The following is a 24,599-nucleotide window of genomic DNA, read 5'->3' as shown; positions in this document are numbered from 1 at the left end:
TGTCTGAAAACAGGCCAAAAACGGATGCCAAGTCCGGAGTTGGGGTGTTGCTTGAAACCCCCGGCCGCTTCCGGTGAATTTCCGCCGGGCGGAAGTTATGATTCTAACGTCTTGCGTGGTAGTTATCTCCTTTTAGAAGCCCCGTCCGCTGTGAATTGAGTGGAAACTATTCCCAACGGGCGGAGCGTCTTAATCTTTGTACACTTGAAACTGGGCAATAACAGGCAAATGCGCGCTGGTAGACGTGGTGCCCACCGTGTACCCCATCACTCGGAACCGATTTGGTTGCTTGTACAGGATAAAGTCTGAATAGTTCACCGGGTTTGTGACCGGAGTGTTGGCGGGGCAAGTGCTGCACGGGAAAATGAACTGGGCGTCTGCTAAGGAAACGTACACCGGCCCAGACGGCGGCCTCTCGTTGAAATTGCCAACTAAGATGAGCGGCTGGGTAGTGTAGGTGTTCATAACGTTCAACAGTTCCGGGAGCTGGGCCGCCCTGCGGGTGGCGTTGGAGTTTAGGTGCGTACCGGCAAAAACCACCTCGGTGCCGTCTGCCAACGCCACGGTAATGATGCCCAGCGGGCCTTTCTCGGTGTTGATGTCACCGGTGGGCAAGATGTGGTAGATCTGTTCTTTGATAGGCAACCTGGAGAAGATAGTGGCCCCATAAGAACCGCCGTCATAACTGGCAATAGACGGAATGTACAGGTAATGCGGCATACTGATCAGTTCTGCCAGCGCAGCGGCCTGGTCTATTTTGCCGTTGCGGTTGGTGTTGATATCCATCTCCCTTACCAGCAAAATGTCTGGGTTATGGGGGTTGATGATATCTGCCACCAAGGCCATGTTGTGCGCCCCAGACCCTTTCCCGAACGACATGACTTTGAGCGGCGTGCCTTCGCGCTGGCCTTCCACCACAAAATAGGTGGTTTTGAGGCTCTCATTCACCGGTATGTTCCCGTTCACCTGATCAATGGTCACCGGTAGCAGGTACTGCTTGAAGGGCTCTAACGCGCCTTTGGTTTTTACCTTTATCCGTAGCGCGGAAGAACTGACCCCGCCCGCAGAAATGCTTGCCTTGGGGTTGGGTAATTCATAACTCCCGGCGGGCATGGGGGCATAAGACGTGCCGTTGGCATTGTTAAAGGCGTCTACCAAAGCGGGGTCTACCCTAAATGTGACCTCTATAGGACTTTCAAGCGAGTTTGGCCCGCCGTAGGCAGCCCCAATCACAATGCTCTGCAGGGTGTCTGCCATCACAAACGTGCGTCGGGCCGGGGTGTCTATGGCCTGGGGCATATATACTTTGGCGTAGTCACTGGGGTTGGGGATGTCTGTATCATATTTGCATGCCACCAGACAGCAGCTTACAAATAAGGCTATGGCATAGAGATAGTTTATTCTTTTCATGGGTTTCATGCTTAATAGCCTGGGTTCTGGACCAAATTCATGTTCTTGTTAATTTCCGGCTGCGGAATAGGGAAGAAGTAATAGCTCTTCCGGAAGACGCGGTTTTCAAACACCACCCGCTTGTAGAACTCGGGCGGGTTGGCGCTGATGTTCATGCCGTAGAAAGGACCAGCGTCGGTCTGTTCGGCAATTTTCCAGCGGCGGGTATCAAAGTAGCGCATGTGCTCAAAGGCCAGTTCTATTCTGCGCTCATGGCGGATCAGCTCCCGTACGGCGTCTGGGGAAGGAGTGGGGAGCGGAGAAGGCCCTTCTCCAAACTGGGGAATGCCCGCCCGTTCACGTATGTCGTTCAGGTACTGCAGAATGTCTGGGTTGGAAGGATCGGTTTCATGCAGGGCTTCTATGTAGTTGAGTAGAATTTCCGCGTAGCGGAACATCACCCACGGGCGGGCGGTGTTCACCCCCGTTCTGGGGTTGGCAGCGGGGGAGACATTCTTACGGTTGATGTAACCTGTGCGGGAGTGGTCCCAGGAGCCGGCCGGGCCGGATTCACCGGTGTTGTAGGTCTGGATGACTTTCACTCCTTCACTGGTGTTGATCCATTGAACGCCGTTGAAATTCACGTTGGCATAGAAGCGCGGCTCCCGGTTCACGTACATGTTGTAGGTGTTGGCGAGCGTGTACTTGGTGGCAGCGGCGGTAAAACCGGTCTCTGAATAACCAGAGGGGGCATTGATGATGGGCGAACCGTTGGAAGTATACCCAAGAACCGGTCTCAACCCATTGGCCATGTGGTATGCATCTACCATTTGCTGGGTAGGACCAGTACTCGCGAACCCACTGGCCAACCTGGGGCTGGAGGCACGTTCCCACCCGGCAATGTTGTTCGCCACCCGGGCAAAAATTACTTCAGGGTTCCAGGCATCCAGGAAAATACCTCTGTAAGAAAGCAGCGGGTCAAAATTGCCCTGTGCGTCATTCTTTTTGTACAGCGACAAAATGTTCAGGTCAATAATGTCTTTGGCCGCTTTGGCTGCTCTTTCCCATTTTGCAGGGTTATACTGCTGGCTGATCAACTGCTTACCGTCTTTGTTCGTGAAACCGGCGTACTCCTGGTTGCCATTTACCAACGGGCTGGCGGCATACAGCAAGACACGGCTTTTAAGCGCCATACAGGCCACTTTGGTAGCACGCCCAAACTCACCCACGCCATACTGCTGGCTGTTTGATTCCTGGGTGGTCCAGTGCAGCGGAAGGTCCTGGCCTGCCAGGTCCAGTTCAGAGACAATGTAGTCTACGCACTCATCATAAGAATTGCGGGGCAGGTGGAGTTTTGCGTCATTGGGTTCCAGGTCCCCGGGTATAAGTTCATCCCCCAGAATGGTGACGGGCCCCCAGGTGCGCAACAGGCTGAAGTACAGGAACGCCCGCACAAACCGGGCCTCGGCGGTTCTCCGGGTGATCAGTTCTGGGGTAAACTGGGGGTTGTTGCCAATGTTGTTGATGAACGTGGTAGCAGACCTGATGCCTTTATAATAGTCACCGTAGTAGTTGTCATAGTACCCAGAGGCGGCACTCCAGTTCCCAATGTTCATCAGGAAGGTGAGGTAGCCTGGGCGGTCATAGGTCACGTCCCCTTCGTCTGAAAGACCAATCCAGGGGGCGTTGTTGGTGACCATGCTTTCATCCTTGATGTAGTTGTACACATTGGCCAGGTATTGTTCAGAGGTCTCGCGGCGCAGGAACACCTGCTCAATGGTTAAGCGGTCATCTGGCACCTGGTCCAGAAAATCATCCTGGCAAGAACTGGAGAACAGCAGGATAGTGAGACCAAGAATATGTTTTAGACTTTTCATAATAAACGTGGTAAGTCTGGTTAGAAGTTGAGGTTAAAGCCAAGGCTGTACGTGGCCACGTTGGGGTACATGGCCCCACCGGGGAAGGCGGCGTCACTACCGTCTCCTAATTCCACATCCCATAACTTAAAGGGGCTGAAGGTGAGTAGGTTCACCCCGGAGAAGAAGATATCTGCATTGGCCATTTTGGCTTTGCTGACAAAGCTCTTAGGCAGTTTGTAAGCCAATTGGGCGGTTTTGAGGCGCATGTACCGGCCGTTGGCAATCCACCAGGTGCTTCTGGCGTAGTTGTCATTGATGGTACCGGCTCCCAAGCGAGGATAAAAGGCATTAGGATTCGGGTTTTCCACGGTCCATCTGTCTTCAATGTTGTTGAACAGGTTGCCCCGGCTCAAGCCCTGCTGGAAAGGAACCAGACCTTCGCCGTTGAGCCAGATATCCATGTTGCCCACCCCCTGGAAGAGCGTTGAAAGCGTGAACGCCTTGTAGCCTAGGGTAAACCCGAACCCGTAGATGATTTCGGGCACTTGCCCGTAGCCGATGGGTGCCTGGTCATAGGCGTCAATGCGGCCATCTGCGTTCAGGTCCTTGAATTTGATGTCGCCGGGGCGAACGTCACCCGCTTGCAGGGCGCTGTTAGCAATTTCGTCTTCGCTTTGGAAAAGCCCCAGGGCAATGTAGCCAAACCGCTGGCCCACTTTCAGGCCTTTGCGGTCAAGCCAAGGGTAGATGGGCTCGGGTTGGTCGTCTTCCACCACTTTGTTGCGGTTGAAAGTGATATTGCCCAGTACCTGGAAGTTGAAATGCTTGCCAAGCTTACCTGAGTAATTGGCAGAGGCGTCTATCCCTTTGTTGTCAATTTTACCCACGTTGCCGTAGGGGTTGTTGCGCATGCCCACATAGGCCGGGAGCGAAGCCCTGCGCAGGAAAATTCCTTCCCTACGCTCCTGAAAGATATCTACCTGCAGGTTGAGCCCGCTGTTGATGGTCCAGATGTCCAGGCCAAGGTTTGATTTGGTGGCGGTTTCCCAGGTTACGTCTACGGCGTACTCGCCAATGTCATAACCGCCAAGGCTGGAAGGAGTCTTCCCGAACGAATAACCGGTGGTGGAAGACACGGTTCCTAAATAGGCAAACCGGCGACCGCCAATATTGCTGTTCCCTACTATGCCATGCGAGAAGCGCAGTTTTACCATCTGGGCTACGCCTTTCAACGGAGTAAAGAAAGGTTCTTCAGAGATTAACCAGCCTACGGCTGCCGAAGGGAAGAAACCGTACCGTTTGCTGGGCAGGAAGTTCTCTGAGCCGTTGTACCCAAAGTTCACCTCGGCAAAGTATTTCTCTTTGAACGCATACGTGGTGCGGCCCGCCAACCCCCGGAACCGGAAAGGCAGGGAGGATTCAAAGTCAGAGGCCTGGGTATTGATTTCATCGCTTTGGTTGAAGAGAATCATGCCCCCAAAGTTGTGGTTACCGAAAGCCCGCTGGTAGTTAAGTGAGCCCTCACTGTAAATGGTGCGGGAACCGTTGTTGTTGCGGCTGTAGGCCAGGTATTCTGTACCAATGCGGGTCTGCTGGAAAATCAGATTCCCATCCGCATCGCGGCCATTGGCCAGCCAGGTGTCAGGGGTTTTGGTTCTTCTCAAGCTTACGTAGTTGTAGGCGTCAAAAGAAAACATACCGGTAGCTGACAAACCCTCAGTGATGAAATCCAGGGTCTGGGTTACCCGCAGGTTAGAGAACAGTTGGTTGCGCCATTGGTTGGCATAGCCGGTTTGGGTCAGCAACGCGTACGGGTTCTGCACGCTGGAGGCCGCCACATCGGCCATTTTTCCGTCTGGGTACTGTACCGGGTTGAGCACCGGCGTCATGAAAAAGGCTTTCTCAAAGATGTCGCTGGCGTTGGTGCCTGGATAATTTACATTGGCCAGGTATCCTTGTACCCCAAGTTTCACGGTGGTGGTGACAGACGGCTTTAAAGTGATGTTTGAGGTGAGGTTATATCTTCTGTAGGAGACCTGGGAGTCATATTCAGCCAGCTGGTCTGTTTTGTAAAGCCCTTTTTCATCATAGAAGCTGGTGGCCACGTAGTAATTGACCTTGTCACTTCCGCCGTTAATGTTCATGTTCACCCTTCTGGTGCTTCCCCATTTGTTGAAGAGCTCTTTGTACCAGTCTACATTGGGGTAGAGGTAGGGGTCTGTCTGGTTTCTGGTAGCCTGTATGGTTTCTTCAGTATAACGGGGTTGGCCGCCCCGGTTGGTAAGCGCCTCATTGGCCATCTGCATGTACGTGACTCCGTTAGCAAAAGCAGGGACTTTAGTAAAAGTGGTAATACCCTCATTATACCTAATGTTGAATTTCGGTTTGCCCATAGTGCCGCTTTTGGTAGTGATAAGGATCACGCCGTTGGCACCTCTTACCCCGTACACCGCCGTGGCAGAGGCATCTTTGAGCACCGAGAAGGTTTCTATGTCTTCCGGGTCTACGTCTGAAAACGGGCGGGGAACCCCGTCTACCAGCACCAGCGGTTTGCTCAAGCTGTTGCTGAACGTAGAAATACCCCGTATGTAAATATCGGCGTCATCTCCGCCTGGTTCACCGCTGCGTTGCACAGAGACTACCCCAGCCAGACGGCCACCCAAAGATGTGCTCAAGTTCCGGACCGGGAGCTGAAGTTCAGTAGGCTTAATAGTAGACTGGGCGCCTACCGTACTGATTTTTTTCTGGGTGCCAAACCCCACAACCACTACCTCATCTACCTGCGAAGAATTGGATCTCAAGATTACATTTACCACGTCTTTTCCCCTCACCGTGGCTTCTTGCGAGAGATACCCTATGTAGCTAAAAACCAGCGTGGCATTGTCTGGGGCGCTCAGAATGTATTTCCCGTTGACATCTGTGCTGGTGCCAATGGTAGTGCCTTTAATTAATACCGTAACCCCCACTAAGGCAGTCCCGGTTGAGTCTTTTACAGAGCCGGTAATATCGCGGTTGGTGGTTTGCTGCACCATGGCTGCATATTCTTCAGCAGCAGGTGGCGGTGGGGTGGCAGCCTCAAGTAGATCTTTGCTAGTACCGGAGACATCCGTCGCTAAAGACCTATCCCTGGCAAGGCTGGTGTCAGGTGCCGCAGAAAGCAGTGCTGCTAGCATGACGGCAGACGGGTAAGGTAACAGTTTTCGCATTGAGAGAAGTTTAAAGGTTATTTCTGGGTAGATGTTGCTGTATAGGTATTCCGGCTTCTGAAAAGGAACCTGCGTTCTGCCGGGGCAGAGTGGGAAAACAAATCCTCAGGAACACAGTACCAGTTGCCTCTCTCTTTCCTTGTGCCCTCAAGATGCCGTTATGAACCCATGTTTATGGCATTATTGCATTTTTAAGCCATGGGTTTTGTCTTGCTCAACCAAATATGAATAAAAAAATCAATTGTGCAAACAAATTCATAAAATAAATGTGTACGTAAACGCATGAAAAATTTATAAGTGTTGACGTGCACACAAATTTCTGTTTAATTCTTGCCTTGGGAGATTGTATATATGTAAGTACCTTTGGGATTCAGGAAGAATTTGAAATATAAAGGTAAGGGATCAGGACGGAGAGATGGATTAAGGATTTGTTAAGCTTTTTTGAAAACAAATAGCTAGATCAGGTTTACCTTTAAAGTATACCTTTTAACTTTAGAAAGATATTTCCTATTTGTGGTACGCTAGCCGAAAGTTCCTCCGCCCCGGCAATAGTGCAGAATGCTAAAGAAGTGAAGTGCCTCTTCTTCTCAGGGGTTCCACTTAATAGATATTTAAGAATATATAAATGGTCAGGATTAAAGATATAGCCGAAAAGGCCGGGGTCTCAACGGGTACGGTAGACCGGGTACTGCATGAGCGCGGCCGCGTGGCCGAAGACGTACGGCAAAAGGTTTTAGAAATTGCCAAGGAGCTTAATTATCAGCCCAATCTGCTGGCCAGAACCTTAGTGAACAACAGAACCTATGATATTGCGGCACTCATTCCAGATCCTGCGCAAGATGATTATTGGCAGGCTCCGCAAACCGGCATAGAGAAAGCAGCTGCAGAATTAACCCAGTACGGGGTAAGGGTGACCCAGTTTATCTTTGACCCGCTTAACGCCAACTCTTTTAAGGAACAAGCCGCAGAAGTAAGAGCCCGGCAGCCTATCGCTATTTTGGTAGCTCCCATCTTTTACCGGGAGTCCTTGGCGTATTTTAAGCAATGGAAAGAAGCAGGTATCCCCTTCGCCCTGTTCAATACCCATATCCCAGACTATGAACCCCTGATCTATATTGGGCAGGACTCTTACCAAAGCGGATATCTGGCGGCTAAACTGCTGCAGTATGGTCATCCAGAGGGCGGGACATTCTTAGTGGTACATATAGATGTTGACTTGGCCAACTCCTCACACTTGATTAACAAAGAGCAAGGGTTCTATGATTATTTCCACCAGCATTCTGCGGGCAAGATGTTTAAAATAGTGCAGGCAGATCTGGGGAACTCCACCTCAGAGGCGTTTCAGGACCAGCTAGACAAGCTGCTGCTGCAGAACCCAGAGGTAAAAGGCATATTCGTGACCAACTCCAAGGCACATACCGTGGCCCAGTACCTGCAAACTAAAGGCATCTCCCAGATTAGGCTGATTGGCTATGACCTCATGGAGAAAAACCTGGAGTTTCTGAACAAAGGGACCATAGATTTCCTGATCAACCAAAACCCCAAAGGGCAAGGGTATTGGGGCATTTACGGGCTGGCAGACCAACTGGTGTTCAAGAAAAAGACCAACCCCATCAAGTACCTCCCCTTAGACATCATCACCAAAGAAAACCTGCATTATTACATAGAGGCAGATCTGTAGAACTTTCCCGCTTTTGTTGCAGCGTCTCACCTATCGGCTGTTTCTGGGCTGTTTTGGACAACAGCCAGAAACAGCAACTACATTTAACGCCCCAGACTGCAGTTCTGAGGACTTTGGCGTTTTAGGCCTGATTTTGCTAAAACAGGCCTAAAACGGGTTGTAAGATTATTTCATAACCATCTTATTTATCCGTGAAACGGCAAAGGCGATTGACTATTTTTTTGAGGAAGATAGAAAAGAATACTATACTTGGCCTGCGGTCTCATTCGCTTTTCAACCAATTACCAGCTATGAAAAATCTTCTCCTGTCGTTCTGCGTCTTGTGGGCATGCAGTGCTTCGGCCCAAGGGATATTAAAAGAAAGCCTTGAGGTAAAAAGCAAAGTTCTGGACAAGAAGGTAGAATACTCTATGTACCTGCCGGCAGACTATGAACGAACTAACCGCCGGTACCCGGTGCTGTACCTGCTGCATGGCTACTCAGATGACGAGACGGGTTGGGCGCAATTTGGCGAGGCCCACCTGACCGCAGAGCGGTTGATGCAGGCCGGCGAGGTGCCGCCTATGATCATTGTCATGCCAGATGCCGGCGTGAGCTGGTACATCAACAGCGCAGACGGCAAGGTGAAGTATGAAGATTTCTTCATCAACGAATTTATTCCCTACATTGACAAGATATACCGTACCCGTGGCAGCAAAGAGTTTAGAGCCGTAGCCGGTCTTTCTATGGGAGGTTACGGCACCCTGGTAATGGCGCTGAAACACCCAGACCTGTTTGCGGCGGCAGCCCCGCTGAGTGCCGCCGTCTGGACAGATGAGTTGTTTACCACTATGCCAGAGGCCTCCTTTAAACGGTATTTTTCTACTGTGTTCAAAGAGAACCTGCAAGGGCAGGAGCGACTGACTGCCCACTGGTACCAGAATTCAGTGCTGAAGTTGGTAGAAACAGCGCCTCTTGACCCCATGAAGAAAGTGAAATTTTACATTGACTGCGGGGATGATGATTTCCTGATCAAAGGTAACATGGCATTGCACGCGGCCATGCTGGACCGTAAGCTTCTGCATGAGTTCAGGGTGCGTGACGGCGGGCATACCTGGAACTACTGGCGCACGGCCCTGCCAGAGGTGTTGAAGTTTGTGGGGGAAAGCTTTCGGAGGTAGGTGTTCTAGGTACTGCCTGTTCAGGCGATGGGAAAATCCGTTTTGGGGCTGTTTTCTGAAAAACAGCCCCAAAACGGATTTTTTTTAGCGGCCCTTCCGGCCGTTCTGGAGAATAAAGAATATCTTATATACAGTAATTTCAGTATAAGACAATGAATAACGTAAGGAGCCCTTACAGTATTGTGAAGGCTTTCTTGACCATTATTGCTTGACCTATGCTGCAGATAAACGAACTGTCCCTGAACATACCAGACACCACCAAGCCACGTGTTGTCATCATTGGCGGCGGCTTTGGCGGTGCCAACCTTGCCCGCAACCTCTCTGGAAGGGATTTTCAGATTGTGATGTTTGACCGCCAAAACTACCACGGCTTCTGGCCGCTGCTGTACCAGGTGGCCACCGCGGGGCTAGAGCCAGATGCTATTGCAGAGCCGCTGCGTAAAATGTTTGATGAAGACTATGAAGACTTCCACTTTAGGCAGGTGAAGGTGACGGGCATAAACCCGGCTGCCAAAACGGTCTCAACGCTGGTGGGGGACTTGCCTTATGACTTTCTGGTGATTGCCACGGGCACCAAGTCTAACTACTTTGGCAATGAGCAGATCAAGAAGTACTCGTTCCCGCTCAAGCAGATCCCAGATGCCCTGAACCTGCGCAGCCAGCTGCTGCAGTCGTTTGAGCAGGCCAACATGATCAAAGACCCTGAGGTGCGGCAAAGCCTGCTCAACATTGTGATAGTGGGCGGCGGACCAACGGGGGTAGAGTTGGCCGGTGCCCTGGCCGAAATGCGTAAGCACGTGCTTCCCGGTGACTACCCCGGCATGGACTTCAGTAAAATGAACATTTATCTGGTAGAAGGCATGGATCGGGTGCTGCCGCCCATGTCACCGGAGTCCAGTGAAAAGACCAGACGCTATCTGGAGGAAGTAGGCATCATAGTCAAATTGAACACCCTGGTGGAGTCTTATGATGGCCAGACGGTGACCTTCAAGGGCGGCGAACAGATCAAGACGCAAACCCTCATCTGGGCGGCCGGCGTGTCAGGCGCTCAGATTCAGGGGCTTCCGCCAGAGTCCAGTGAGCGGGGCCGTTACCTGGTGAACACGTTCAACCAGGTGCTGGGCTTCAATGATGTCTTCGCCATTGGTGATATTGCCGCCATGAAGACCGAAAAATGGCCCAAAGGGCACCCGGGGGTGGCGCAGCCCGCCATTCAGCAAGGCAAGCACCTGGCCAAGAACCTGAAGCGGCTAGTGCGCCGGGAACCGCTTGAACCGTTTGAATACTATGACAAAGGCTCCCTGGCCATTATAGGGCGTAACCGGGCGGTGGCCGACTTGCCCAAAAACATGCACCTCAGCGGTTTCATTGCCTGGATGGCCTGGCTCTTTGTGCACATTTACTACCTCATTGGCTTTAGGAACAAGGTAGTGGTGCTGGCCAACTGGGTGTACAAGTTCTTTACCTATGAGAACAGCACACGCCTTATCATCAGGCCTTTCCTGCGGAAGGAAGATATAGCAGGGCAGGAGTTTGTGCGCAAGCAGGCAGACCTTGATTAAGTAGGAATCAACGTTTCATAGCAGCTTTCCTGTTTTCGCTGTTTTCCCAAAAACAGGCCGAAAACAGGAAAGTGAAACCCTCCTGGTTAATCCTTTGCCTGCCATGGTTGGTGTTCTCGCTAGCAACACACTGGGCGGTTCAGTTGCAGAGGCACCTACTTAGCCTGAGAACCTGTTAATAGTTTTCCGTTTACTTGTTTACAAGCGTAAGCCAGCGCCCAATATTGGGGGCTTGTCAGTTGAGACGAATCAGCAGCTTGCCCTTCCAAAAAAAGCTAAATGGAAAGCTTGCGCCAGAGAAGGGAATGCCTTTCAAATAGCTTCTAAAACAAAAAGCCCCGCTGTGGCAACAGCGGGGCTTTTTAAAGATAGTCAATATGGTAGATTAACCAATGGCAACACGCTTGAACTCAGTCACGGTCATGCCTTTGTTAGTGTTATCTAACAATTTAGCAATGGTTACAGATGGGTCTTTCACGAACTCCTGGTTCAACAACGTGCTTTCTTTGTAGAACTTGTTCAGTTTGCCTTGGGCAATTTTCTCCAGCATTTCCTCTGGTTTGCCTTCCTGGCGAGCCTGCTCTTTCCCAATCTCAATTTCGCGTTCAATAGTAGCGGCGTCAACTCCGTCTTTGTCAACCGCGATAGGGCGCATAGCAGCAATTTGCATGGCTACGTCTTTGCCTACTTCAGTTACTTCTTTACCGCCGGTGTTGGTTAAACCTACCAACACACCCAGTTTACCGTTTGAGTGGTTGTAAGCAACAACTTTCTCAGCAGAAACAGTCTCGTAAGACACTACATCAATTTTCTCACCAATTTTACCCATCAGGTCAGTGATGTGGTCTTGCAGAGAACGGCCGTCTGTCTGTGGCGTAGCCAACAGTTCTTCTTTAGTGGCAGCGTTGGTAGAAACCGCAGCGCTCAATACCGCTTGCGCCAGGTTTTTGAAATCTTCTACTTTAGATACCGGCTCAGTCTCGCAGGCTAACGCGATTACTTTACCTACAGTACCTTCAGCGTTTACTTGCGTTAAAACAGCTCCTTCAGAAGTAGCGTTGTCAGCGCGCTTGCTGGCAATTTTCTGACCTTGCTTACGCAGAATATCTTTGGCTGCTTCAAAGTCGCCGTTGGCCTCAGTCAGGGCTTTTTTGCAGTCCATCATACCAGCGCCAGTCTCTTGGCGAAGTCTGTTTACATCTTGTGCTGTAATAGCCATTTTTCTTTTATTAAGAAGTACGGATAAAAAGTTTTATGCGGGTGGGGTTGCTTTCTCGCAACGCCTTTTAAGCCTTTAAATCTTTGTCTTTCCTGCTGCCATGGGCTCTGTCAGGAACTGCTTCTGCAGAACCTGGTTGCCTTGGCTTGCAGGAACAATCTTTAAAGAGGCTGTTATCAAAAAGAAACTGAACATTAGTGGCCAGGCTTCCTAATGTTCAGTTTCTTTGACAGTGATCTTATGAGGTTAGGAGCTTATTCAGCCTCTACTTTCTCGGCAATGCCTTCTTCCTCGGCACGTTTTCTGTCTGAATCTTCTTTGTCTACTTTACGCTCAGACAAACCTTCTTCAATGGCTTTGCCAATCAAAGAAGTGATCAGGGCGATAGACTTAGAAGCGTCATCATTGGCCGGGATTGGGAAATCAACCAGCTCTGGGTTAGAGTTGGTGTCTACAATCGCGAATACGGGCAGGTTCAGTTTATGGGCTTCTTTGATAGCAATAGACTCACGCTTCACGTCCACTACAAACAAAGCTGCCGGGAGACGGGACAGGTCAGCAATACCACCCAACACACGCTCCAGTTTCTCGCGCTCACGAGACAGCATCAAACGCTCACGTTTCGCCATGGCGGCATACGCGGTGTTTTCTTTCACCATTTTGTCAATGGTAGACATTTTCTTCAATGACTTACGAACAGTCTGGAAGTTGGTGAGCATACCACCTAACCAACGGTCAGTCACATAAGGCATTTTCAGGCGTTTCGCCTCTTCTGCCACTATGTCCTGCGCTTGTTTCTTGGTAGCCACAAACATGATCTTGCGGCCAGACTTGGCAATCTGCTTGATAGCAGCAGTAGCCTCATCTAAAGACACAAGGGTTTTGTTCAGGTCAATGATGTGAATGCCGTTTTTCTCCATGAAAATGTAAGGAGCCATTTTAGGATCCCATTTTCTGGTAAGGTGACCAAAGTGTACACCGGCATCCAGTAAATCTTTATATGTGGTATTAGCCATGATATTGATACAGCTGATGAAATATTAACGTTTAGAGAACTGGAACGAACGACGGGCTTTGCGCTTACCGAATTTCTTACGCTCCACCATACGTGGGTCACGCGTTAAGAAACCTTCTTTTTTCAGGGCCGGACGGGTCTCAGCGTTTTCTTCTACCAATGCCTTGGTAATTGCCAGACGAAGGGCCTCTGCCTGACCGGCAACGCCACCGCCTTTGATATTCGCCTTAATGTCGTATTTGCCCACCCCGTCAATCAGCACCAATGGCTGCTGCACAATGGTTTGCAACACTTCACTAGGGAAGTATTCCTTAATATCTCTATCGTTAATAGTGATATTCCCTTGCCCTGACGTCATGTAAATGCGCGCCACCGAGGTTTTTCTTCTACCAGATGTATTGAGAACTTCCATTAAATATGTCTAGATTATTTTGTAAGTTTTACTTGAACAGGCTGTTGTGCCGCATGTGGGTGCTCTGCACCTGGGTACACAAACAGGTTGCGGAATTGCTCACGGCCCAGACGGGACTTGGGCAACATCCCTTTCACCGCACGCTCTACCAGCAGCGTAGAAGATTTGGCTTTCAACTCACGGGGAGTGAAGGTGCGCTGGCCGCCTGGGTAACCGGTGTGGGTTACAAAGGTTTTCTTATCCCACTTCTTGCCAGTCATACGAACTTTATCCGCATTGATCACAACCACGTTATCTCCGCAGTCTGCGTTAGGCGTGAAAGAAGGTTTGTTTTTGCCGCGAAGGATCATCGCGATCTGAGAGGCCACACGGCCAAGGGTTGAGTCTCCGGCGTCTATCACTACCCAGCCTTTATTAGCGGCCGCCTTATTAACTGATAGCGTCTTATAACTTAAGTGGTCCATTATTAAATGGTTAACGGTGAAAAGAATTTACTTTTTCTTGAAAATGGTCACAAAGATACGCGCTTTCTTTTTGGTATGCAACACTCCCTTAATTTATTGCCTTGAAAATCAGGCGAATTTAGAAAGAGTCAGAGTGGTGGCTGTAGAGGAGGCCTCCCGTTGTTATCTGGGGTAGAAGCGCTTGAGAGTTGTTTTGGGATAAACAGGCCAGAAACGGAAATTGGCGCAGAGGCCCGCAGGTCTTCCGGGCGCTAGGGGGCCGGTAGCAGTCCTGAGTCTTGGGTTCTGAGTCAAACATGTGATTTGGTTTCAGTTGGGGAAACAACTTGCCACGCGTAAAACCCACCACTGCCCCTCCCAGGAGGGGAGTAGCAGGAATGCGTGGGGCAAGTGGCGGGTGACCGTACATCTGGCGAATGCGTATCCCTCGGCTGTCCGGAATTTACCATCCCGGGCCTGTTACCTGCGGATTTGCAATCCGCGGCGCCTGCAGATCAAACGTGCCGCCACGGGGATTGCAAATCCCCTCAGTACCAGCTTCCGGATTGCAAATCCGGAAGAGCACTGTGATTGGCAGAACGCAACTATATGCGCCAAAAAGAGGGTGATCAGCAATGCGGGCTCTCCTATGTCAACATCCCCCTTCGCCCCCTTCAAAGGGGGAGTATTGGAGTGAGTTCTGAGTCTTGAGTCCTGAGTTCAGAGTCCTTTCTTTTCATCTTAGGGAATTCAGCCGGAATGAAGCAGCAATGCCTGGTTTCGCCGCCGTGCCGCGAGGGCAGGCAGAGACGGCCCATCAGTAGGAACGGGTCTGGAGGCCCGCGCCAGCGCGGGATGTGGGAAACCATTCGCAACAGGCGAGCAGCAATGAACAATCAACACTTCTGCCCTTGGCTGATGTGCGCAGCACGGGCTCGCCTCAGGCTAGCGGGACAGCAACCATTACCTACTGGAACAGATATAATAAGTGAGGCTGATCAGGAGAGGAACCCAGACCAGTCCTGGGGGTGAGCGCCTCTGTTACTACGGTGCCGCTCCGGCGGCAAGGCCGGAGGCGTAGTTTTAACAGCAGTGCGAACCGCCAGGACGGGCCCCGCGGCCGTGAGCGCTTACCGGAAAGATGAAACGATACAGTGAGTGAGGCATTGCGTCAAACAGCAAAGCCAAGGGAACAGCGAACTACGCATTGCCCTTGCAGCAGCATGACTATAAGGCACCTCATCCAGCAGCCCAGCCAGGATAACTGCAGACTACACATTGCCCAAAAAGAACAACATACTACGCATTCCCGCAATGCAACATGGTAGCCCGTGAGGCACTGCTTCCAACAGCCCCGCCAGGGAAACAACGAACCATGCATACCCGCGGCAAAAAGCAGACACACCTTATTAAACCAAGCAGCGACGGCAATGCTGAATTAAGCAGAGGAGATGAACCCTGCCGCCAAGAGAACAACAAACAACCCCCCGCTACCCATGCTGCCGCAGCAGCTTCACCAGCACCTGAAAATCTTTGGGGTATTCTGCCGTAACCATGACGGTTTCACTATTCAAAAGTGTAAAGCCCAACTGGTATGAGTGCAGGGCGAACCGTTTGATCACCGGTTGCTCCTCTGTGTTCTTGGCCAGATTGAACTTGCGTTTCAGGGTGGAGAGGTACAGCGGCTCCCCGCCGTACAGCTCATCCTGCACAATGGGGGCTTTCAAGAAAGCCAGGTGCAGACGAATCTGGTGCATACGTCCCGTAATAGGCTTACACGCCAGCAGGGTGTGGCGGCCAAACTTCTCCAGCGTGGTGAAATAGGTTTGGGCAGGCTTGCCCTTGTAGGCCAGTTTGGCCACTCCTTTGAGACCGGGTTGAATGGCGCGGTCAACCAGTTCATCTTGGAAGGCATGGCTTCCCCAGGCTACCGCGTGGTACACCTTCTGCACCTGCCGGTTCTCAAACTGCATGGAGAGGTGGCGGTAGGCCTCCGGGTTCTTGGCAATGGCCAGGCAGCCCGAGGTTTCCTTGTCCAGGCGGTGGCAGGCCTGGGCGTCTGGGTGATACTGGCGGGCCAGGGCCAAGAGGTTGGTGGCGTTGAGGGCGCGGTCTTCCAGCGTGGCCAGAAACGGTGGTTTGTTCACCACTATATAATCATCATTCTCAAAAATGATGAGGTCCTGAAAAGCAGGTAACTTCATAGAAACAGCTAAAGGTGGGCCTGGGTGATTTCTGTTTTCGGCCTGTTTTTCTAAAAACAGGTTGGAAACAGCTACGGCCTTTCACGCAACAAAGGTACCGAATATTTTCTGGTAAGGGGAACGGTCGTTTTGGGGCTGTTTTGGGCAATTCAGCCCCAAAACAGAAACTATTCCTTCAGTGTGGGCAGTTTGAACCGGAGCGTGGTGCCTTGCCCCACCTCACTGGAGACCGCTATCACAGACTGGTGCGCCTCTACAATGTGTTTGGAGATGGCCAGCCCAAGGCCAGAACCACCCCCAGACGTATCACGGGTGCGGCTCTTGTCTATGCGGTAGAAGCGCTCAAAAATGCGGTTGAGGTGCTCTTTGGGAATACCCGGGCCGTCATCCCGCACGGTGATGAGCGTTTTCTTTTTGCCGTCCTGGAACGAGAGCCAGATGTTGCCGTTCTCCAGCCCGTACTTGATGGCGTTGTCAATGAGGTTGATGAGTACCTGCTTGATCCGGCCCCGGTCAGCAAGTACGTCAAAGACTTCGTGGGGCGGGGTGAGCAGGTGCAGGGTGATGTGTTTAGAGGCGGCTTTCCCTTCCAACTGCTCAAACACCTCCTGCCCCAGCTCATTCAGGTCAAAGGGGGCCTTCTTCATCTGGATCACCCCTTTCTCCAACTGGGAGATGGTGATCAGGTCCTGCACCAGGGTGTCTAGCCCGTCTAAGCTTTTGGCGGCTTTCATCAGGAACTTGTCCCTGACGCGCTCATCATCCATGGCACCGTCCAGCAGGGTGTGAATAAAGCCCTGGGCGGCGAAGATGGGGGTTTTCAGCTCATGTGATACATCGGCCAGAAATTCGCGGCGCATCACCTGCAGGCGTTTCAGCTCGTCAATCTCTTTCTGGTTGCGCTCAGCAATGAGGTAAATCTCATCTTTGATGCGCTTGAGCGGGTCTGGCCTGAACAGGAATTTGCTGCTCATCTGCTTGAACTCCTTGCGCTTGAACTTCTCCAGCCCGGCGTAGATGTTGTTGATTTCCCTGAACACCAGCGCCTCATAAGAGAAGTACACCAGCAGGAAGCAGGCCGAGAAGGTGAATCCCAGCACCAGCACCATTTGCTTAAAGCTCAGCTGCGGCGCTAAAATGAGGTACGCCGTGATAATGAAAGCCACCAAAAAGGCCACTGCAACAGCAATGGCCCGGGAACCTACTCTAATCCCTTTTTTAGGGGCAGGTTTAGTCTGTGTTGAATTTGTAGCCAACGCCTTTGATGGTCTTGATCTGATCTTCGCCAATTTTCTCCCTCACTTTTCTGATGTGCACGTCAACGGTACGGGCAATCACGTAGACATCGTTCCCCCACACGTTGTTGAGGAGCTCGTCGCGGCTGAAGACCTTGTTCGGCGTAGCCGCCAGAAAGGCCAGCAGTTCAAATTCTTTCTTGGGCAGGGTGATTTTCTGCTCGCCTTTGAGCACCATGAAGCTGGTACGGTCAATACGCAGCTCCCCAATCTCAATCACCTGGGTCTGCTCCGGGCCCTGGCTGCTCTCGCGGCGCTTGTAGGCGGCCAGACGGCTAATGAGGGCGCGCGGCTTGATGGGTTTGACAATGAAGTCATCTGCCCCGGCCTCAAAGGCGGCCACCTCAGAGAACTCCTCACTGCGGGCGGTCAGGAACAGGATGTGCGTGTCTTTGAACTTGGGGTCTTCCCTGAGCTGGCGGCAGGCGGTGATGCCGTCCATCACGGGCATCATCACATCCAGCAGAATAATGTCTGGGGTGATTCTTTTGGCGGTTTTGAGCGCCTCCTGGCCGTTTTCGGCGTGAGACACTTCATAGCCTTCCTTCTCCAGGTTGTACTGCAACAACTCTACAATATCTGGGTCATCATCTACTACCAGAATCTTATATTTAGCCGGCGTTTGCATAAAGTATGCGTTAAATTGAAAAGAGTATCACAAGTGGCTAGTCTCTTCGAAATGTCAGGCTAAAATCGCTAGGGTAAGTGGAGAATCGCGAATCTCTGAATTTCAAGTCAAAGATAGGGAATATGTTGTTAGTTGTTTGTTTTTAGTTGCCCAGGGCGTTTTTTACAGGTGCCAGGCAAACCAAGAACAGAGGTGCAGAAGCGGTGAGGGTGGGGCGGGCGCCTGTAAAGTCACTAGGGTGGCCATTCCTGTTTTAGACCTGTTTTCAGAAAAACAGCCCCAAAACAGACGGCAGCGCAACGCTTACACGGCCGCGGTGGCTGCTATCGTTACGTTTATCTTTCCAAGCCGCAAAGTCCAATGCCAGGCCGCTTTCCCGCTCTTACCGTTTTCATAACGCGCTAGTAAGTTCTTAAAACCGCTCTACAAGAACCTCCCGCGGCGGCTCTACGCTACCAGAACTTACCCCTAAACAGCTTTCCCAGAAAACTCAGTGACGAACCACTCTGGACTCAGAACTCTTGACTCAGGACTCTTTCAGGGCGTGCCCCTGCGGGTCGGGCGCTATACGCTGCAAGCCCACAGGGCCGCGGCGGGGCCTTGGCCCTGTGGGCTTTCCGCTGCTATGCCTCACGCGCGGCCGGGCAAACCGCTGCAAGTGGCAAGCTGTTTCCTGTTTTGGAGCTGTTTTTTCAAAAACTGCCCCAAACCAGTGAGGGCCGCCCAAGTCAACTTGGGCGGCCCTCACTGGTTCTCCTGACTGCTGGCAACAGGAACTGATATTACTTGACCAGGTTTAACCTGCTCTTCAGGCCGCTGTACTTGTAGAGGTTTACTTTAACGGATCCCACAAACATTTCGGCCTCAAACAGAACCGGTGCCTTGTTCTCGTCATTTGAAAAATAGACAGAGATGGCGTCTTCGCCTTTGAACAGTTTGTTTGACGGCATCTTGGGGGTAAGGCGGTGCGCCCTGATCTTGCCGGCCTTGGTGTCAACCGTAGTCACCCCTTTGTAAGTAACGGTCATGTCAAAGACCTCATCCCCCAGAAAGCCAGACATTTTCAAGGTTTGCCCCGGTTTGTAGCTGTCTAAATCAAGGGTGCGCAAGTAGTAGAAGCCGCTCACCATGTCCTGCACGTTGTCTGGCACTTTGTACACCTGGTTCTTTTCTTTGTCACGGCTGTCATTGACCACCACCACGTTGCGGGCATGGTCAAAGTCTGTAGTCTCTTTGCGCTTGTAGCTGCCTTCTTCAATGTTACGGTGGAACCGCAGCGGCTGCATGGTAGAGGTGTCTATGAAAGAGCTCCAGGTGTCCCGTATGCGGTGAAAGAAGTCAAAGGAGCCGGTGGTTTTGCCGCTCACGGTGGTGAGGTAGCACGGGCGGTTGTTGATGCGCTGCAGGTTGGAAGACACGTTGATGGTGGCCTCTCCCGCATTGATGATGCCGTAGTGCACTTTGTATTGCAGAACCTCGCCAGGGGCGAAGCTGTCATTCTTCATGGTGCGCAGGGTGTCCTTCAACGCGAAGCCGCTCAGCACCAGCCCAAGAAGAGGGAGTATCAAAAGTAGTTGATGTTTCAATCGCATAAGCTGTTCAATCAGGTGTACCTGTGCCTATTCAAATGTCGTACCAAATCTGGTTAGGTGCTTGGCTGGTACAAATCTAAAGTTTTCAGGTGAACTTCACCTAAACAAAAACGGCACCCTGAAAGGTGCCGTTTTTGTCTTATTTTTTCTGTTATTCATTGTCTTCCAGGGCGGCCGCACCTTGTCTGGCTCGCCTTTTACCAGAGCTCTGATTTTCGTCTCAATGTCCTGCATGAGCTCTTCGTTGTCCAGCAGCAGCTGTTTTACCGCGTCACGGCCCTGGCCTAAGCGGTCACCGTTGTAGGAGAACCAGGAACCAGATTTCTGGATAATGTTCAACTCCACGCCCAGGTCAAGGATTTCGCCTACTTTGGAGATACCCTCGCCGTACATGATGTCAAACTCCACCACTTTGAACGGAGGCGCCACTTTGTTTTTCACCACCTTCACCTTGGTGCGGTTACCGGTAATGTTATCAGCCCCCTCTTTGATCTGCCCAATGCGGCGGATGTCCAGACGTACGGAGGCGTAGAACTTAAGGGCGTTACCACCGGTAGTGGTTTCCGGGTTCCCGAACATGACGCCAATCTTCTCCCGCAACTGGTTGATGAAGATACACAAGCAGTTGGTTTTGTTGATGGTACCGGTCAGCTTACGCAGGGCCTGTGACATCAAACGGGCCTGAAGCCCCATTTTGCTGTCCCCCATGTCGCCTTCCAGTTCGCCTTTAGGCACCAGAGCGGCCACTGAGTCAATCACAATGATATCAATCGCGCCAGAGCTGATCAGGTGGTCCGCAATCTCCAGGGCTTGCTCGCCGTTGTCTGGCTGGGCTATCAAGAGGTTTTCTGTGTCAATGCCGAGTTTCTCAGCGTAGGTTTTATCAAAAGCATGCTCGGCGTCAATGAAAGCGGCAATACCGCCTTGTTTCTGCGCCTCAGCAATGGCATGCATAGTGAGCGTGGTTTTACCGGAAGACTCCGGGCCGTAGATTTCTACCACCCTGCCACGCGGAAGACCCCCAATTCCCAAGGCGATGTCTAGCCCGAGGGAACCGGTAGAGATGGCCCCTACGTCCACCACTTGGTTGTCGCTCAGCTTCATGACCGTGCCTTTGCCATAGGCTTTGTCCAGCTTGTCAATGGTGAGTTGAAGCGCTTTCAGTTTTTCGGTGTTTACACTCATGTCTGTGTTTTCTTTGCTTAAATTTAGGTCTAAATTACTACTTCCTGAGCCAATCTGCAAACGCTTGCCGCGGCGTCTCAGCTGCTTCTAAGACAGGGTCTGGAGGTGTATAAATGAAACACCCAAAGTACCGGATTTGTGCCAAGATATGCTACTTTTTTTAGTTTTATTTTTAGCTGTTTGCTATTGGTGATAGTAAAATTTTAACGGGCTGAGCAGCACGTGCTTGGTACAGTCTGGCTGTGGGCGGCCGGTTTCCCCTCTTTCTGAAACAAAGCAGGGGAGAGATTAGTTACACCCGGGCTGAGAATTTTCAGGGGTAAGCGCGGCATACCTGCCGGGGCAGGCATTCTGTTTTAGCCCTGTTTTAGAAAAAGTAAGCCAGAAACGGCCTGGCCAGAAGGGGAGGGGAAGTTTGTAAGGGGGCGCCCTCCCTTTTTTCCTTCTTTTAAGTATCTTTCGGTTTGGTGCGGCGGCCTCAGGGAGCAGATGCCGTGCGCTCAACTTGTTTGCAGCTGTTGCGTTACCAGGGGTGACATTAAGAATCATATGCTAAAAAAATGGCTTTTCATGGCCGTAGGAGCCGCTTTTGCCGGGCAGAGCGCCTTGGCGCAGTTAAACAACAAGGCGCTGGAGCAGCGGTTTCCGGTGAAACCAGACCAGACGGGTGAGCTGCAGCTGGGCCTCAACGCCTTGGGGTACCAGAAAAACAATGAGTACTTCAATGACATCGCCGAAGGCTATACGCTGTTTGGCTATCACCTGAACCCGCGCCTCATCTACTTTGCCAGCCCTAACGTGCGCATTGACGTAGGGGTGCAGGTGCAGAAAGACTTCGGGACGAACAAGTATTCAATGGTGCAGCCCACGTTCACCATCCGGTATGAGAAAGACGGCAAAGCGCTGTTGTTTGGTAATCTGGAGGGCAACGTGAACCACGGGTATATTGAGCCGCTGTATGATTTTGAGCGCGTGATCACCAACCGGCTGGAGAACGGCCTCCAGCTCCTGCTGGACAAACCCGGGGTGAAGCTGGACGCCTGGATGGACTGGCAGCGCTACATCAGGCGCATGGACCCGTTTCAGGAGGAAATTGCCGGGGGCGCTTCTGCTGAGCTGCGGCTGTATGAAACGCCCGTTTCGCTTGATTTTCCAGAAAATAAGCCGGAAACAGAAACTTACATCGGGCTTCCGCTCCAGTTCACCGCCCAGCACCGCGGCGGCCAGATTGATGACACAGAACTGCCGCTGGTGACGTTGCTGAACGTGGCGGCCGGATTGGTGCTCAGGAGGACCTATAACAGGAGAGTACTCAAGGCGCTGCATTTTCAGCCGTACGTGGTGGGCTGGAAGGATTTCTCCAATGAGAAGAACCTGCCGTTCACGAAAGGGGGGGGCATTTACCTCAATGCGGGCGTAGACACCAAGTACCAGAACGTGATGCTGAGCTACTGGCGCGGGAGCGGCTATTATGCAGAACTGGGCGGCAAGCTGTTCCAGTCAGTGTCTACCAACTTCAAAAGCCCCGGCTACACAGACAAGACCCGCCAGCTGCTGATTCTGCGGCTCATGCATGACATCAAACTCATGGAAGGGCTCATGCTCACCCTGCGGCTGGAGCCGTACTATGACCTGGACAACCCCGCCCTGGAGTTCTCCAACAGCCTGCACCTCAACTTTAACTCAGACTTCTTCCTGGCGCGGCTCAAAAAGCGCTAAGGGCATGTTTACAGGTTGATTTTACCGGCTAAAAGTACCAGCAAACGGTTCTGCAGAGGCAGTTTTTGAGCCGCGTAGCAGCACTGCGGGAAAAGTGTGCAGGCAGTTTCTTTTTATGAGCGTTTTGCAGCCTGAGAGATCCATTGAAACAGGCTCTGGCGTTTTTGGCCTGTTTTCCAGAAAACAGGTACGCCAGAGCAGCTGCAGGGCAAAATCATTCCGCTGAAAACTGTAGCAGCACAACTCCCGCGGTTCCCCGCCGCTGTCTGTGACGGTGGGGGTGTAGGTTCTGGTGAGGGTGAAGCCGGTGCGCTCGGCCACTTTCTGGCTGCGGGTGTTGGCTTTGGCGCACCGCAGGCTCACGCTTTCCATTCTCAACACCTGAAACGCGTATTTGAGTACGGCTTTCAGGGCCTCGGTGGCATATCCCTGGCCTTCGGCGGCGCCGGAAAGGTAGTAGCCCACTTCTGCGTACAGTTTGCCGCGGGCCAGCCGCCTGAGGGTAACGTCGCCAATGTAATCTTCAGTGTCTTTCCTGAAAATGCCCAGACTGTAGAGGTCGCCCGCCCGGCGCTGGTAGGTCATGGTCCTGATGCGGTGGGCGGCGTCTTCCAGGGTCTGCACCGCCGCGGTGCGGTCTGGGAAATCTGTGAGCAGCCGGCTCCGGTTTTCCTGTAAGAGCCGCCAGAAAGGGAGGGCCATCTCGGGTGAATAGGCCCGTAGCCAGAGTCTATGGGTTGAAAGTTCAAGGGTGGCTGGCGAAGGTACTGCTGTCTGCCGCATAGGTCTCTTTCTTCTTGGTTCCTTCTTTTATCTACGGGCCTTGCCCGCCGGTGTGACAGGAATTTCAACTAATTGTGCGGGCTTCCCGTTATTCTTTCAGAAATGTACATGAAAACAATGGAAGGAAGATTAGCAAACAAAGTGGCCATTGTCACAGGAGGTGGCACGGGCATAGGCGAAGCCATCTGTAAGAAATTTGCCCGGGAGGGCGCCCGCGTAGTGGTGTGCGGGTTCCCGGAAGATCCTGTAGAAGAGGTGGCCAAGGCCATTCGGGAGGAAGGCGGCACGGCCATCTCGTTCACGGGTGACATCTCTCTGGAGCCAAACGCCAAACGCTGTGTAGAGCTGGCGGTGAAACAGTACGGCCAGCTTGATATTCTCATCAACAACGCCGGGGTGTTCCCCGCCACCTCTCTGTTGCAGGACTACCCCACAGAGGCGTTTGAGTACATGCTGAAAAACAATGTTGCCAGCACCTTCATGATGAGCCGGGCCGCCCTGCCGGAGCTGCACAAGACGCACGGCAACATTATTTCTGCGGGCTCAGAGGCCGGTCTGATTGGGATTGCCCAAAACACGCCTTACGGCGGAACCAAGGGTTTTAACCACGCCTTCATGCGGGGCCTGGCGGTAGAGCAGGCCCAGTTTGGGGTACGCTGCAACTGCGTGTGCCCCGGCCCCATAGACACCGCCTGGACCCACAAAGAAACCGGCCCCATGGACAAGGAAATGGAGCAGAGTATGATACAGGCTACGCCGTTGGGCCGGCGCGGCACCCCGGAGGAGGTCGCCAACGTCTACGCCTTTCTGGCCTCAGATGAAGCCTCTTACGTGACCGGGGCCCTGTATTTTGTAGACGGCGGCGTCACCGTAGCCAAAGGCCCGGTGGGCGACAAAGTGAAGGGGAGCCTCAAGAAAGAACCCAACGGCACCCTGAAGACAGAGCACAGCCTTGACGGCCATACCCAGATACGGGAAGAACATCAATAACCGCTAAAACGTAGAATATCACCCGCTTCTGTGCAACAGGGCGGGTGTTTTGCTTTTAAGGGTGCTTACATGTTGAATTGGGCATTGAAAACGGCTGGCGTTGGGGTTTACTGTAGCGGCTTCAAGCCAGAAGCAGTGCTGCCCAGGCAGTAGAAAGTGAAAGGGCGGCAGGGCCTGCCAAGGCGGTTGCAGCACAAAAGGCTACAGGTAAACTTGCCCTGGAACAGTACCACGGCAAGCCGAAAGGAGGAGCAACT

Annotated in this window: 18 protein-coding genes; 5 read left to right on the top strand and 13 right to left on the bottom strand. The window is 52.1% G+C overall.

Annotated features, from left to right (window positions below; translation table 11 throughout):
• Positions 1 to 189: 189 nt before the first annotated feature.
• From A8O25_RS10905 to A8O25_RS10895, 3 genes are read right to left on the bottom strand one after another with little or no spacing between them, the layout of a single operon-like run.
• Complete coding sequence (locus tag A8O25_RS10905; protein ID WP_161947737.1) at positions 190 to 1,410, bottom strand: BT_3987 domain-containing protein; 1,221 nt, start codon at positions 1,408 to 1,410, stop codon at positions 190 to 192.
• Positions 1,411 to 1,421: 11 nt separating this feature from the next.
• On the bottom strand, positions 1,422 to 3,266 hold the full coding sequence (locus A8O25_RS10900) for a RagB/SusD family nutrient uptake outer membrane protein (protein WP_066834677.1): 1,845 nt from the start codon (positions 3,264 to 3,266) through the stop codon (positions 1,422 to 1,424).
• A gap of 20 nt (positions 3,267 to 3,286) precedes the next feature.
• Positions 3,287 to 6,454: a SusC/RagA family TonB-linked outer membrane protein gene (locus A8O25_RS10895; protein ID WP_082893578.1), complete on the bottom strand. Its 3,168-nt coding sequence runs from the start codon at positions 6,452 to 6,454 to the stop codon at positions 3,287 to 3,289.
• 625 nt (positions 6,455 to 7,079) lie between these two features.
• Here A8O25_RS10895 and A8O25_RS10890 point away from each other — a divergent pair.
• The 3 genes from A8O25_RS10890 (at position 7,080) to A8O25_RS10880 (ending at position 10,857) form a co-directional block, all read left to right on the top strand.
• The gene (locus A8O25_RS10890; RefSeq protein ID WP_066834674.1) at positions 7,080 to 8,135 is read left to right on the top strand and encodes a LacI family DNA-binding transcriptional regulator; all 1,056 of its coding nucleotides are present in this window, start codon (positions 7,080 to 7,082) and stop codon (positions 8,133 to 8,135) included.
• 290 nt (positions 8,136 to 8,425) lie between these two features.
• A complete protein-coding gene (locus tag A8O25_RS10885) occupies positions 8,426 to 9,295 on the top strand; it encodes an alpha/beta hydrolase (RefSeq protein ID WP_066834672.1) in 870 nt (289 codons plus the stop codon).
• A gap of 215 nt (positions 9,296 to 9,510) precedes the next feature.
• Positions 9,511 to 10,857 (top strand): NAD(P)/FAD-dependent oxidoreductase, encoded by a 1,347-nt coding sequence (locus tag A8O25_RS10880; protein WP_066834669.1) that lies wholly within the window; start codon positions 9,511 to 9,513, stop codon positions 10,855 to 10,857.
• Between the two features lie 385 nt (positions 10,858 to 11,242).
• Here the strand turns inward: A8O25_RS10880 and tsf are convergent, their stop codons facing one another.
• The 9 genes from tsf to recA all read right to left on the bottom strand — a co-directional run bounded on the left by tsf (position 11,243) and on the right by recA (position 20,850).
• Positions 11,243 to 12,076 carry a translation elongation factor Ts gene (gene tsf, locus A8O25_RS10875; RefSeq protein WP_066834666.1) on the bottom strand — a complete coding sequence of 278 codons (834 nt, stop codon included), beginning with the start codon at positions 12,074 to 12,076 and terminating at the stop codon, positions 11,243 to 11,245.
• A 254-nt stretch (positions 12,077 to 12,330) separates the two neighbouring features.
• Positions 12,331 to 13,092: a 30S ribosomal protein S2 gene (gene rpsB, locus A8O25_RS10870; RefSeq protein WP_066834663.1), complete on the bottom strand. Its 762-nt coding sequence runs from the start codon at positions 13,090 to 13,092 to the stop codon at positions 12,331 to 12,333.
• Positions 13,093 to 13,116: 24 nt separating this feature from the next.
• Positions 13,117 to 13,503 (bottom strand): 30S ribosomal protein S9, encoded by a 387-nt coding sequence (rpsI, locus tag A8O25_RS10865; protein WP_066834660.1) that lies wholly within the window; start codon positions 13,501 to 13,503, stop codon positions 13,117 to 13,119.
• Between the two features lie 14 nt (positions 13,504 to 13,517).
• On the bottom strand, positions 13,518 to 13,967 hold the full coding sequence (gene rplM / locus A8O25_RS10860) for a 50S ribosomal protein L13 (protein ID WP_066834657.1): 450 nt from the start codon (positions 13,965 to 13,967) through the stop codon (positions 13,518 to 13,520).
• Positions 13,968 to 15,436: 1,469 nt separating this feature from the next.
• Positions 15,437 to 16,150, bottom strand: a complete 714-nt coding sequence (locus A8O25_RS10855) for an RluA family pseudouridine synthase (protein WP_066834655.1) — start codon at positions 16,148 to 16,150, stop codon at positions 15,437 to 15,439.
• Between the two features lie 167 nt (positions 16,151 to 16,317).
• A complete protein-coding gene (locus tag A8O25_RS10850) occupies positions 16,318 to 17,406 on the bottom strand; it encodes a sensor histidine kinase (protein ID WP_220483123.1) in 1,089 nt (362 codons plus the stop codon).
• Entirely contained in the window at positions 17,381 to 18,073 is a 693-nt protein-coding gene (locus A8O25_RS10845) for a response regulator transcription factor (protein ID WP_066834652.1), read from the bottom strand. Before A8O25_RS10845 ends, A8O25_RS10850 begins: the two co-directional genes overlap by 26 nt.
• A 782-nt stretch (positions 18,074 to 18,855) precedes the next feature.
• Complete coding sequence (locus A8O25_RS10835) at positions 18,856 to 19,665, bottom strand: DUF3108 domain-containing protein (protein ID WP_066834641.1); 810 nt, start codon at positions 19,663 to 19,665, stop codon at positions 18,856 to 18,858.
• 96 nt (positions 19,666 to 19,761) lie between these two features.
• The gene (recA, locus tag A8O25_RS10830; RefSeq protein WP_241498999.1) at positions 19,762 to 20,850 is read right to left on the bottom strand and encodes a recombinase RecA; all 1,089 of its coding nucleotides are present in this window, start codon (positions 20,848 to 20,850) and stop codon (positions 19,762 to 19,764) included.
• A 570-nt stretch (positions 20,851 to 21,420) separates the two neighbouring features.
• Between recA and A8O25_RS10820 the strand changes: the two genes are divergently transcribed.
• Positions 21,421 to 22,569, top strand: a complete 1,149-nt coding sequence (locus A8O25_RS10820) for a hypothetical protein (RefSeq protein ID WP_082893581.1) — start codon at positions 21,421 to 21,423, stop codon at positions 22,567 to 22,569.
• A 21-nt stretch (positions 22,570 to 22,590) separates the two neighbouring features.
• Here the strand turns inward: A8O25_RS10820 and A8O25_RS10815 are convergent, their stop codons facing one another.
• Positions 22,591 to 23,352, bottom strand: a complete 762-nt coding sequence (locus tag A8O25_RS10815) for a GNAT family N-acetyltransferase (protein ID WP_074987971.1) — start codon at positions 23,350 to 23,352, stop codon at positions 22,591 to 22,593.
• A 117-nt stretch (positions 23,353 to 23,469) separates the two neighbouring features.
• On the opposite strand from A8O25_RS10815, the gene A8O25_RS10810 reads away from it, so the two are divergent.
• Positions 23,470 to 24,342 (top strand): SDR family NAD(P)-dependent oxidoreductase, encoded by an 873-nt coding sequence (locus A8O25_RS10810; protein ID WP_066834746.1) that lies wholly within the window; start codon positions 23,470 to 23,472, stop codon positions 24,340 to 24,342.
• Positions 24,343 to 24,599: the final 257 nt, after the last annotated feature.

Origin of the sequence: Rufibacter ruber (genome assembly GCF_001647275.1) — a bacterium.
Lineage (GTDB): Bacteria > Bacteroidota > Bacteroidia > Cytophagales > Hymenobacteraceae > Nibribacter > Nibribacter ruber_C.
Note: the sequence above shows the minus strand (reverse complement) of the source record. Positions and strands in the feature narration are given on the sequence as shown.

Bases quoted from the DNA above. Each gene is read 5' to 3' on its own strand.
- rpsB (WP_066834663.1), bottom strand. From the start codon at position 13,092: ATGGCTAATACCACATATAAAGATTTACTGGATGCCGGTGTACACTTT.
- A8O25_RS10900 (WP_066834677.1), bottom strand. From the start codon at position 3,266: ATGAAAAGTCTAAAACATATTCTTGGTCTCACTATCCTGCTGTTCTCC.
- A8O25_RS10820 (WP_082893581.1), top strand. From the start codon at position 21,421: ATGGCCGTAGGAGCCGCTTTTGCCGGGCAGAGCGCCTTGGCGCAGTTA.
- A8O25_RS10905 (WP_161947737.1), bottom strand. From the start codon at position 1,410: ATGAAAAGAATAAACTATCTCTATGCCATAGCCTTATTTGTAAGCTGC.
- A8O25_RS10815 (WP_074987971.1), bottom strand. From the start codon at position 23,352: ATGCGGCAGACAGCAGTACCTTCGCCAGCCACCCTTGAACTTTCAACC.
- A8O25_RS10885 (WP_066834672.1), top strand. From the start codon at position 8,426: ATGAAAAATCTTCTCCTGTCGTTCTGCGTCTTGTGGGCATGCAGTGCT.
- recA (WP_241498999.1), bottom strand. From the start codon at position 20,850: ATGAGTGTAAACACCGAAAAACTGAAAGCGCTTCAACTCACCATTGAC.
- A8O25_RS10845 (WP_066834652.1), bottom strand. From the start codon at position 18,073: ATGCAAACGCCGGCTAAATATAAGATTCTGGTAGTAGATGATGACCCA.
- rpsI (WP_066834660.1), bottom strand. From the start codon at position 13,503: ATGGAAGTTCTCAATACATCTGGTAGAAGAAAAACCTCGGTGGCGCGC.
- tsf (WP_066834666.1), bottom strand. From the start codon at position 12,076: ATGGCTATTACAGCACAAGATGTAAACAGACTTCGCCAAGAGACTGGC.
- A8O25_RS10890 (WP_066834674.1), top strand. From the start codon at position 7,080: ATGGTCAGGATTAAAGATATAGCCGAAAAGGCCGGGGTCTCAACGGGT.
- rplM (WP_066834657.1), bottom strand. From the start codon at position 13,967: ATGGACCACTTAAGTTATAAGACGCTATCAGTTAATAAGGCGGCCGCT.
- A8O25_RS10835 (WP_066834641.1), bottom strand. From the start codon at position 19,665: ATGCGATTGAAACATCAACTACTTTTGATACTCCCTCTTCTTGGGCTG.
- A8O25_RS10895 (WP_082893578.1), bottom strand. From the start codon at position 6,454: ATGCGAAAACTGTTACCTTACCCGTCTGCCGTCATGCTAGCAGCACTG.
- A8O25_RS10810 (WP_066834746.1), top strand. From the start codon at position 23,470: ATGGAAGGAAGATTAGCAAACAAAGTGGCCATTGTCACAGGAGGTGGC.
- A8O25_RS10855 (WP_066834655.1), bottom strand. From the start codon at position 16,150: ATGAAGTTACCTGCTTTTCAGGACCTCATCATTTTTGAGAATGATGAT.
- A8O25_RS10880 (WP_066834669.1), top strand. From the start codon at position 9,511: ATGCTGCAGATAAACGAACTGTCCCTGAACATACCAGACACCACCAAG.